This window comes from Verrucomicrobiia bacterium (assembly GCA_035495615.1).
Classification (GTDB): Bacteria; Omnitrophota; Omnitrophia; order Omnitrophales; family Aquincolibacteriaceae; genus DATJFP01.
Genome location: DATJFP010000067.1, coordinates 1 through 8,869, shown reverse-complemented (window position 1 = coordinate 8,869; position 8,869 = coordinate 1). Strand labels below are relative to the sequence as shown.

Below are 8,869 nucleotides of genomic sequence, written 5' to 3'. Positions count from 1 at the left end.
CGACATGGGCAAGCTGGCGCATTACGAAGCCGTGCTGGATAAATTTTTCACGGGGCAGAAATTGACCGGGCTTTGTCAGTACAATTGCAACGTCTTCGAGCACGACTGTCTCTGCCGCTCCTTAACGGCGCACAATGCGATTCTGTTCGATGAAACCGTCGCGCTGAACAATCCCTATCACGGCTCGGCGGCCGCAGAAATGAAGCATCCCTTCGAGCAGCTGCTCGTCACCCTTCAATAGAAGCCGAGATCTATCCCGGCGAACTTCCGGTTCAATCCTTCCCGAAAATGCCGTAAATTAAGGGAACCCAAGGATTGATCTTGTTCCCATTCTCCAAAACAGGCCGCGGCTGATGGAAACCTCCAATCTGACCGTTATGTTCACGGACATGAAGGGCTTTACGATCCGCACGAGTTCGCAGAGCCGCGAAGAAACGCGGCAGATGATCGAGCGGCATCGTGAAATCCTGCTGCCCGTCATCACGCGTCTCGGCGGCCGCCTGATCAAAGAGATCGGCGATGCGTTCCTCGTCGTCTTCGACAGCCCGACCGACGCGGTGCTCGCGGGCGTCGCGCTCCAGGAAACTCTCGCCAAACACAACGCCGGCGCGCCCAAGGACCGCATCGAGGTGCGCATCGCGGTCAATTCCGGCGAAGTGATCATGGAAAAAGGCGACGTGTATGGCGAGGCGGTTAATATCGCGGCCCGCGTGCAGGCGCATGCCGAAGCCAACGAAATTTATTTTACCGAAGCCGTGTACCTGTCCATGAACAAGCCGGAAGTGCATTTCGAGGAGCTCGGCTACCGCATCCTCAAAGGCCTGCCGCACAAAATCAAACTTTACAAAGTGCTGCGCCCGGGCCCAAGCGGCCAGGACGCCGAAGGGCGGGGGACGGATCTGCCGTCAGCCATCGTGCCCACCTGGCGGCGCGCCTGCGCGTTTGTCATGGACGGGCTTTTGATCAGCCTGGCTGTTTTTCTCGCGTTTGCCGCTCCTTTTTCGCATCATGCGCGGAAAACGCGCGAGCTTCACGTCTGGGCCGATACCTGGGCCGCTCAGGCCGAGACGCACCGCGCGGCGCCGGCCAAGACCGAGGCCTTGAAAAAAGAAATCGATGCCCTTACCGGCGAACTCGCGGCGGCGCAGGGCCGGATTGCGGCCAAACGAAGGGAACTCGAGGCCGTGCAGATCGATCTCGATGAAAAGGGAAAACTCCTGGACCGCGACGACGAGCTCTTCTCGCAAAAGAGTGAAAGCACGCCGTCGCCGGAAACCAACGAAGCCTTGATCCGCGAGGAAACCGAGCTGCGCAAGAGGCGCCAGGCCTTCGAACAGGCGCAGGAGGAATTGAGCGCCAAAGTTTCCGCCGTGGACACCGAAGAAGAAAAACTCTCGGAACGGCAGACGGCGATCGACGCTAAAAACGATCAGCTCTCCCAGCTTACGGAACAGGCGGAGGAGCAGCCCGAAGCCGCGAATCCGGAATCCGCCGAGGTCATGCTCTGGGGCTCAGGACCCATTCCCGAAGGCTTTCCCGGGGCCGGCGAGATCGAAGAATTCCGCGGACGGCGCGGCGGCCTGGAACGGGAAGCCGGGCTTTTGAGCGCGGGTTTTGCGGGGAGCTGGGCCCTCTTGTTTCTGATTTATCACACGGTTTTCTTTTCGCACAAGGGCCGCACGCCGGGCAAGGCTTTTTTCAAGCTCAAGGTGAGCCGCGACGACGGACGGGCCCTCGGAGCCGCGCGCTCTTTGTTCCGCAGTCTTGCGTATTTCCTCTCCGCTCTTCCGCTCGGGTTCGGCTTTTTCGCGGTGAAGTTCGACGTCAAGCACCGGGCCTGGCATGACAAATTGACGGGCACCAAAGTCATTTTCGACTGATCCCGGTCTTCCTTCCGAAGTTTCCCCTCTCCTTTTCACCCCCTTTCTTTCCTGGCACAGGAATTGAAAACACAACAGGAAAGGGAAGGTGCTGCCATGAACATCAAGATGCTTTGGATGATCGCGTTTGCGGTCCTGGCTTGCCAGCCGCCTGTTTCCGCGGAAACCCTGGAAGGCCAGGTGGCCGCCGTCAATCGGGCCGAAGGAAAATTTTCCGTCGTCGTCGTGAGTCCCGAGGCGCGCCGCGGCCATGTGGTGACGCTGTTCGTGACGCCGCTGACGCAATATCGAAGGGATGCGGGGTCCCTGGAGGATCTGTCGGCCGGAGATCAGGTGCGCGTCGACATCGATGATAGCGGCATGCGCCGGGGATGGGCCGCGTCCAGCATCGAGAAAACGGAAAAGACGACACCGGGAGCGGTGTTCACGGAATCGATGGAGGGACGACTCGTGAAGGTGCAGCCGCCGCATCAGTCCGTTACGGTAAGCCGCTCGAATCCGCAGACCCGTCAGGAAGAGGTTTTTGAGATCGGCGTGACGGATTTCACGCAATACAAAGGAAGCGCGGGCACCTTCGGCGATCTGAGAGAAGGCGACGAAGTACGGATCGAAGCCAATCGCGACAATGAAAAAGGAACCTGGCAGGCGGTCTCGATCGACAAGCGGTAGGGGATTGGAGGGGGTTCGGGTTCAGACACTTTGTCCTAAGGGTCTGACAGTTTTTCCCGGAGTGCGGTCATCCCGCCTCCGCGGCGTTTGCTTTATCTTCCGTGAAATCAGCGCCTTAACGTTTTGGGCGGTGGAATGGCACAGCAATTGTCATTATAGCGGCATTCCCGGTCACCGACCGGTCAAAACAAGGAGGATATACCATGAAAATGAAGATGCTTTTTATGTTGGCGCTTGCCGCATTGATTTGCCAAGGGCCGGCTTTTGCCGAAACGATCGAGGGCACTTTGACGAACGTGGACAAGGGACAGAATACGATTTCCGTGAGCCGCGTCGATCCGAAGACCAATGCCCAGGAAGTCGTGAATCTTTTCGTCACGGCTCAGACGGAATACAAGGGGCAGGCCAGCTCGCTCGCGGATCTCGAATCGGGCAATGACGTCCGCATCGAGGCCGACAAGACCAAGGAAGGCCAGGACTGGCAGGCCAAGAAAGTGGAAAAGAAGGATAAGGCCGCTCCGGGCGCCGGGCTCGAAAACAAATTCGAAGGCGAGCTGACGGCGGTGAACAAGGACGAGAAGACCTTGTCCGTGAAGTGCAAGAACCCGAAGACCAATGCGGAAGAAACGCTCAACATGCATGTGACCGACGGCACGCAGTACAAGGGCGGTTACAACTCGTTGAACGACCTTCAGCAGGGCCAGAAGGTGAACATTCAGGCCGACCAGAATTATCAGGGCAAGGACTGGCAGGCGAATGTGATCGAGAAGAAATAACACGAGCGATCGATCCCCCGGGGGGAATGTTCCCCCTCGGGGACGCCGTTCGAAGGAGACAGACCATGAAGACAAAAATCGTGCTGCTTTTGATGGCTGCGGCATTTTTGTGTCAGGTTCCCGCGTTCGCGGAGACGATCGAGGGGAAGGTGACGGGATTGGACCGCACTGAAAAAACGCTGTCCGTCATGCGCGTGGACCCCGCGACCAGCGCCGAAGAGAGCGTGAATCTCTTCGTGACCGAAAAAACGCAGTACCAGGGCGATGCTACCCGGCTGGATGATCTGGAGGCCGGCAACGAAGTCGTGATCGACGCGGGCGAGAAAGACCGGGGCCGTGGATTCGAAGCGACGCGCGTCGAGAAAAAAGGAAAGGCCGCTCACGTCGAGAGCCTTTATCTCTAGGCTCAGGAAAGCGGGATGATCGAATGAAGGACGGACAGGAGCGGCATGGGCACGAGGCCGAGCGCGATCGTTCCCGCGAGCATGAGGTACAGGGCGAAGCTCAGCGAGAGAGGCTGAGCGAGCGGCTTTTCGTTTTCCGCCGGAACGAGGTACATCTGGCGGACCACTTTGAAATAGTAAAAGGCTGCGATGGCGCTGTTGATGGCGGCCGCGACGGCAAGCACGATATAGCCTTTCTGGATCGTCCCCGCGAACACCATGAATTTCCCCATGAATCCCGCCAGAGGCGGAATCCCCGCCAGTGAGAGCAGGAAAATCGTCATGCTGGCCGCGAGCATCGGCGAGCGCTTTCCGAGTCCCGCGAAGGAGCTGAGCTGGTCGCTGCCGCTGTCTTGCGTGACGGCGAGCACCACGGCAAAGGCGCCGAGATTCGTGAACGCGTACGCGGCGAGATAAAGCAGCACGGCCTGCAGGCCCGTATCCGTGAAAACCGCGATTCCCATGAGGATGTAACCCGCCTGGGCAATGCTCGAGTAGGCGAGAAGGCGTTTGATGTTGTCCTGCGCGATCGCGATGACGTTGCCAAGCGTCATGGTGATCACCGACAGCAGCAGGATGACCTGCGTCCAGCTCGCGAAGAAGTCTGGAAAAGAAGTGGAGAGCACGCGGATCAGCAGCGCGAATCCCGCGGCTTTCGGGCCCACGGTGAGGAAAGCCGTGAACGGCGTGGGCGCGCCTTCGTAAACGTCCGGCGCCCAGAGATGGAACGGCGCCATGGAGATCTTGAAGCCGATCCCGCCCAGCACCAGCATCATGGCCACGAACACAAAGCCGGAATAAGCCGGGTTCGCAATCCTGCCGCGGATGAGGTCCAGCTCAATCGAACCGGAAAGCCCGTACAGGATGGACATGCCGTAGAGCATGAGGCCCGAGGCCACGCTTCCGAACAGCAGATACTTCAGGCTCGCTTCCTTGGATTTCTTGTCGCTCTTCAAAAATCCCGTGAGCAGGTAAGAGACGAGCGACACGGATTCGATGGCCAGGAAGATCATGAGCAGGTTGTTGGCCGCGGCCATGAGGATCAGGCCGAAGCCGCTGAAAAGCAGCAGGGCATAATATTCCGCGAGATAAGGCTTGGGCAGGTCTTCGTAGCGAAGCGAAATCAGGACACCCACCGCAGTGATGGCGAGCGCCGTGATGCGGAAAAAGTGCGTGAGCGGATCGAGCATGAAAAAGCCGTTGAAAAGCGGCAGGGGCTCGGAAGGCATCCGCAGGAAAAGCGCGGAGACGCCGAGCGCCACCAAGGCCGTAATGCCGATGGCTTTTTTGTCGCGCACCGCGAAATCCATGAACAGCACGACGAAGGCTCCGATCAGAAGCGCGATCTCGGCTTTGAAGTAGGAAAGGCTTTGGACGAGGCTCAAGGAACAAGCCCTCCGACGCGGGTGAGCAGCGCATCCAGCGTGGGCACCATGTACTTCAGCACGGCGCTGGGATAAACCCCGAGAATCACGATGAAGATCATGAGCGGCACGAGCGTGAAAAGCTCGCGGCCGTTGATTTCTTTCAAGCTTGCCCATTTCGTGTTGAGAGGGCCGAGCAGCACGCGCTGGATCATGTACAGCAGATAGGCCGCGGCCAGGATGATGCCGATGCAGGAAGCGCCCGTCATCCATTTGTTGTATTGATACGCGCCCAGCAGCGAGAGGAACTCCCCGATGAACCCGCTGAGACCCGGAAGCCCGAGGCTTGCCATGGAAAAGAAAATCAGAATGCCCGAATACACCGGCACTTTGGCGGAGAGTCCGCCGAAAGCCGTCATGTCGCGCGTGTGCGCGCGGTCGTAGAGCACGCCGACCAGGAGGAAGAGCCCGCCTGTAATCGTGCCGTGATTGAACATCTGCAGCATGGCGCCGCGGAAGCCGTGCGCGTTCAGCGCCGCGATCCCCAGCAGCACAAAGCCCATGTGGCTCACGCTCGAATACGCGACCATTTTTTTGAAATCACTTTGCGCAAAGGCCACGAACCCGCCGTAGACGATGCCGATGACGGCAAGAACGAGCATCGCGGGCTGGAACCATTTCGCGGCTTCGGGAAACAGCGGGTAATTGAAACGGAAGAAACCGTAAGTTCCCATCTTCAGCAGCACGCCGGCCAGAATCACGCTGATGGGCGTGGGCGCTTCCACGTGCGCGTCCGGCAGCCAGGTATGGAAGGGGAACACCGGCACCTTGATCGCGAAGCCGAGGAAGAAGGCGAGGAACACGATTTTCTGGAACCCGAACGAAAAATGCTGCGAGGTGAGTTCCATCATGTTGAAGGTGTGCGGGTTCGAATTGAAATAAAGCGCCAGGATGCCGAGCAGCATGAACAGGCTTCCGGCCAGCGTATAAAGGAAGAACTTGATCGCGGCGTATTCCTTGCGCGGCCCGCCCCAGATCCCGATGAGGAAATACATCGGAACCAGCACCACTTCCCAGAAAACGTAGAAGAGGAAAAGGTCGAGTGAGAGGAACGTGCCCATCATGCCGGTTTCGAGCAGGAGATACAGGATGAAGTATTCCTTGTGGCGGTCATGAATGCTGAAGGACGCCACGCAGGCCAGGAGCGACATGAGGGCCGTCAGGAACACCATGGGGAAGCTGATGCCGTCGGTGCCGAGCAGGTAATGGACGTCGAATTGCGGGATCCACGAGGCCTTTTCCATGAGCTGGAAGCCGGGATTCGCGGCGTCGAATTTGAGCAGGCCCGCGACGCTCAGTCCCAGGACAACCGCCGTGGCAGCGACCGCGACCGCCTGGATTTTGGAGACCGCGGTTTTCGGAATGAAGGCAATCACCAGCGCGCCGAGAAGCGGCGTGAAAATAATCCACGAGAGTAAATGGTCCATGATAGCTCCTTATGATTTCAGGACACAGAACACAGGACACAGAAAACAGTTAATTAAATGAATTTTTCTCTGCCGATTATTGCGTTCTTTGCGGTATTACTGTTTTCTGTGTTCTGTTTCCTGTTTTCTATTTTTTTAGCGGGCGCCTAAATAAAGAAGAATGACAAGCCCCGAAAAAAGAATCAGCAGATAGTTCTGCACAAGGCCCGACTGGATCTTGCGCAGGACCGAGCTGAACAACTGTGTCGTATAACCCACGAGATTGACCAGGCCGTCGACCACGTACTTGTCGAAGAGGCCGGAGAGCGCGCTTTTTTTCATGGTCAGGCGGCCCACGCCGTTCACGATGCCGTCGATCACGCCCGCGTCGAATTTAAAGAGCAGGCCGCCCAGCGCCTGGAACGGCTTCACGATGAAGGCCGCGTAAAGTTCGTCGAACCAGAGCTTGTTGACCGAAGCCGTGTACAGCGGGCCGAAGGCCTTGGCCAGTTTTTCCGCGAGCCCGAGGCCGCCGCCGTAAATGATCGCGGCGAGAATGATGCCGCCCAGGCCGATGGCGATCGAAGAAATCATGACGGTCATGTTCACATGCGCTTCGGCGTGGCCGCCTTCCAGAAAATTCTGGAACCAGTGGCCCAGGAAGGGCGAGCCGGGAAGGCCGATGACAATCGAGCCCAGCGCCAGCACCCACAGCGGCCCTGTCATGGAAACAGGAGATTCATGCGCGTGGATGTGCGAGTTGCGCGGCTTGCCGAGGAAGGTCAGGATGAAAAGACGGAACATGTAAAACGCGGTCATGAAAGCCGTGACGCCGAGCACGATGTAAATGATTTGATTTCCGGAATCATGCGCGGCCAGCAGGATTTCGTCCTTGCTCCAGAAGCCCGCGAGCGGAGGAACGCCGGCAATGGCGAGCGAGGCGATGAGGAACGTGAACGCTGTGGATTTCATTTTGCCGAAGAGACCGCCCATTTCGCGGATGTCCTGCGTGCCTGTCCCGTGGATCACGCTGCCCGCGCCGAGGAAGAGGAGCGCTTTGAAAAACGCGTGTGTCATGAGATGGAAGAGGCCCGCGGTCATGCTGCCCAGGCCCATGGCCGTGACCATGAAGCCGAGCTGCGAGATCGTGGAATAGGCGAGCACTTTCTTGATGTCAGTTGCGGTCAGCGCGATGAAGGCGGCCATGAAAGCCGTGATCGTACCGATCACGGCAATGACGGGCATGACCTGCGGGAACACTTCGAGCAGCACAAACGAGCGCGCGACAAGGTAAACGCCCGCGGCCACCATGGTCGCGGCGTGGATGAGCGCGCTGACCGGCGTCGGGCCTTCCATGGCGTCCGGCAGCCAGTTGTGGAAAGGAAACTGCGCGGACTTGCCCATCACGCCCGTGAAGACGAGCAGGCCCAGCCCGGCCGCGGCGAACGCAGGGAACTGGGCGCGCAGGGCCTCGGCGTCGAGCTTGAGAAAATCGACCGTTCCGAAGAAAAGGAACAGCAGAATGATGCCGAGGTAAAAACCGAGGTCCGCCAGACGGTTGATCACGAACGCCTTGCGCGCGGCCGTGGCGGCGCTCGTCTTCTCGTACCAGAAGCCGATGAGCAGGTAGGAGGCCAAGCCGACGAGCTCCCAAAAGAGAAAGGTCTGAAGCAGATTGCTGGATAGGACGAGACCGGTCATCGCGAAAGCGAAGAAGCTGAGGAACCCGAAGTAGCGGGCACGCGAAGGATCTTCGGCCATGTAGTAGTACGAGAAGATGTGGACGAACGCGGCGATCACGGTGACGAGAGAGATCATGAGCAGATTCAGCTTGTCGACGAGAAAACCGATGGAAAGCGCGTGCGTGTCCGTCACCTGAAGCCATAGGCGCGAGTACTCGGCGGGCAGTGCGCGGCCGTCCGCATGGTGCGCAAAGAGAGCGAGGCTCGAAGCGGCGGCCAGCGCGGCGAACGCGACGGCTATCGCGGGCGCGGTTTTCTTTCCGGAAGGCGGCAGGAGCTGGATCAGGAAGAACGCCGCCAGCGGCGCCAATTGGATGATCCAGAGAAGTTTCAGCTCCATCGTCCTAGCCTTTCAGATCGTTCGCCCGTTCGGCGTCGATCGATCCTTTTTGGCGGTACAAGAGGAGGATGAGGCTGAGCGCGATGCAGACCTCGGCGGCGGCCAGCGCGATCACGAAAAGGGCGAAAGTCTGTCCCACGGCCTTGTCCGGCATGCAGAAACGGCCGAATGCGACAAAATTGACGTTCG

9 protein-coding genes are annotated in these 8,869 nt (G+C 58.8%); 5 read left to right on the top strand and 4 right to left on the bottom strand.

Annotated elements, in window-relative coordinates:
- The 5 genes from VL688_08210 to VL688_08190 all read left to right on the top strand — a co-directional run.
- Positions 1 to 241, top strand: a 241-nt coding sequence (locus VL688_08210) for a hypothetical protein (GenBank protein HTL48024.1), incomplete at its 5' end; no start/stop codon positions are given.
- Positions 242 to 353: 112 nt separating this feature from the next.
- Entirely contained in the window at positions 354 to 1,880 is a 1,527-nt protein-coding gene (locus VL688_08205) for an RDD family protein (protein HTL48023.1), read from the top strand.
- Between the two features lie 96 nt (positions 1,881 to 1,976).
- Positions 1,977 to 2,549 carry a DUF5666 domain-containing protein gene (locus VL688_08200; GenBank protein ID HTL48022.1) on the top strand — a complete coding sequence of 191 codons (573 nt, stop codon included), beginning with the start codon at positions 1,977 to 1,979 and terminating at the stop codon, positions 2,547 to 2,549.
- A gap of 203 nt (positions 2,550 to 2,752) precedes the next feature.
- Positions 2,753 to 3,325, top strand: coding sequence for a DUF5666 domain-containing protein (locus tag VL688_08195; protein ID HTL48021.1), 573 nt, complete (start codon positions 2,753 to 2,755; stop codon positions 3,323 to 3,325).
- Between the two features lie 65 nt (positions 3,326 to 3,390).
- Complete coding sequence (locus tag VL688_08190; GenBank protein ID HTL48020.1) at positions 3,391 to 3,729, top strand: hypothetical protein; 339 nt, start codon at positions 3,391 to 3,393, stop codon at positions 3,727 to 3,729.
- A gap of 2 nt (positions 3,730 to 3,731) precedes the next feature.
- Here the strand turns inward: VL688_08190 and VL688_08185 are convergent, their stop codons facing one another.
- The 4 genes from VL688_08185 to VL688_08170 form a co-directional block, all read right to left on the bottom strand.
- Complete coding sequence (locus VL688_08185; GenBank protein ID HTL48019.1) at positions 3,732 to 5,153, bottom strand: NADH-quinone oxidoreductase subunit N; 1,422 nt, start codon at positions 5,151 to 5,153, stop codon at positions 3,732 to 3,734.
- A complete protein-coding gene (locus tag VL688_08180; protein HTL48018.1) occupies positions 5,150 to 6,619 on the bottom strand; it encodes an NADH-quinone oxidoreductase subunit M in 1,470 nt (489 codons plus the stop codon). The genes VL688_08185 and VL688_08180 overlap by 4 nt, the downstream gene beginning before the upstream one ends.
- A 135-nt stretch (positions 6,620 to 6,754) precedes the next feature.
- The gene (nuoL, locus tag VL688_08175) at positions 6,755 to 8,680 is read right to left on the bottom strand and encodes an NADH-quinone oxidoreductase subunit L (protein HTL48017.1); all 1,926 of its coding nucleotides are present in this window, start codon (positions 8,678 to 8,680) and stop codon (positions 6,755 to 6,757) included.
- Between the two features lie 4 nt (positions 8,681 to 8,684).
- Positions 8,685 to 8,869: NADH-quinone oxidoreductase subunit K (locus tag VL688_08170; GenBank protein HTL48016.1), on the bottom strand; the 185-nt coding region annotated here is incomplete at its 5' end.

Excerpts from the sequence above, each read along its gene's own strand:
- VL688_08200 (HTL48022.1), top strand. The coding sequence starts at position 1,977 with ATGAACATCAAGATGCTTTGGATGATCGCGTTTGCGGTCCTGGCTTGC.
- VL688_08180 (HTL48018.1), bottom strand. The coding sequence starts at position 6,619 with ATGGACCATTTACTCTCGTGGATTATTTTCACGCCGCTTCTCGGCGCG.
- VL688_08190 (HTL48020.1), top strand. The coding sequence starts at position 3,391 with ATGAAGACAAAAATCGTGCTGCTTTTGATGGCTGCGGCATTTTTGTGT.
- nuoL (HTL48017.1), bottom strand. The coding sequence starts at position 8,680 with ATGGAGCTGAAACTTCTCTGGATCATCCAATTGGCGCCGCTGGCGGCG.
- VL688_08205 (HTL48023.1), top strand. The coding sequence starts at position 354 with ATGGAAACCTCCAATCTGACCGTTATGTTCACGGACATGAAGGGCTTT.
- VL688_08195 (HTL48021.1), top strand. The coding sequence starts at position 2,753 with ATGAAAATGAAGATGCTTTTTATGTTGGCGCTTGCCGCATTGATTTGC.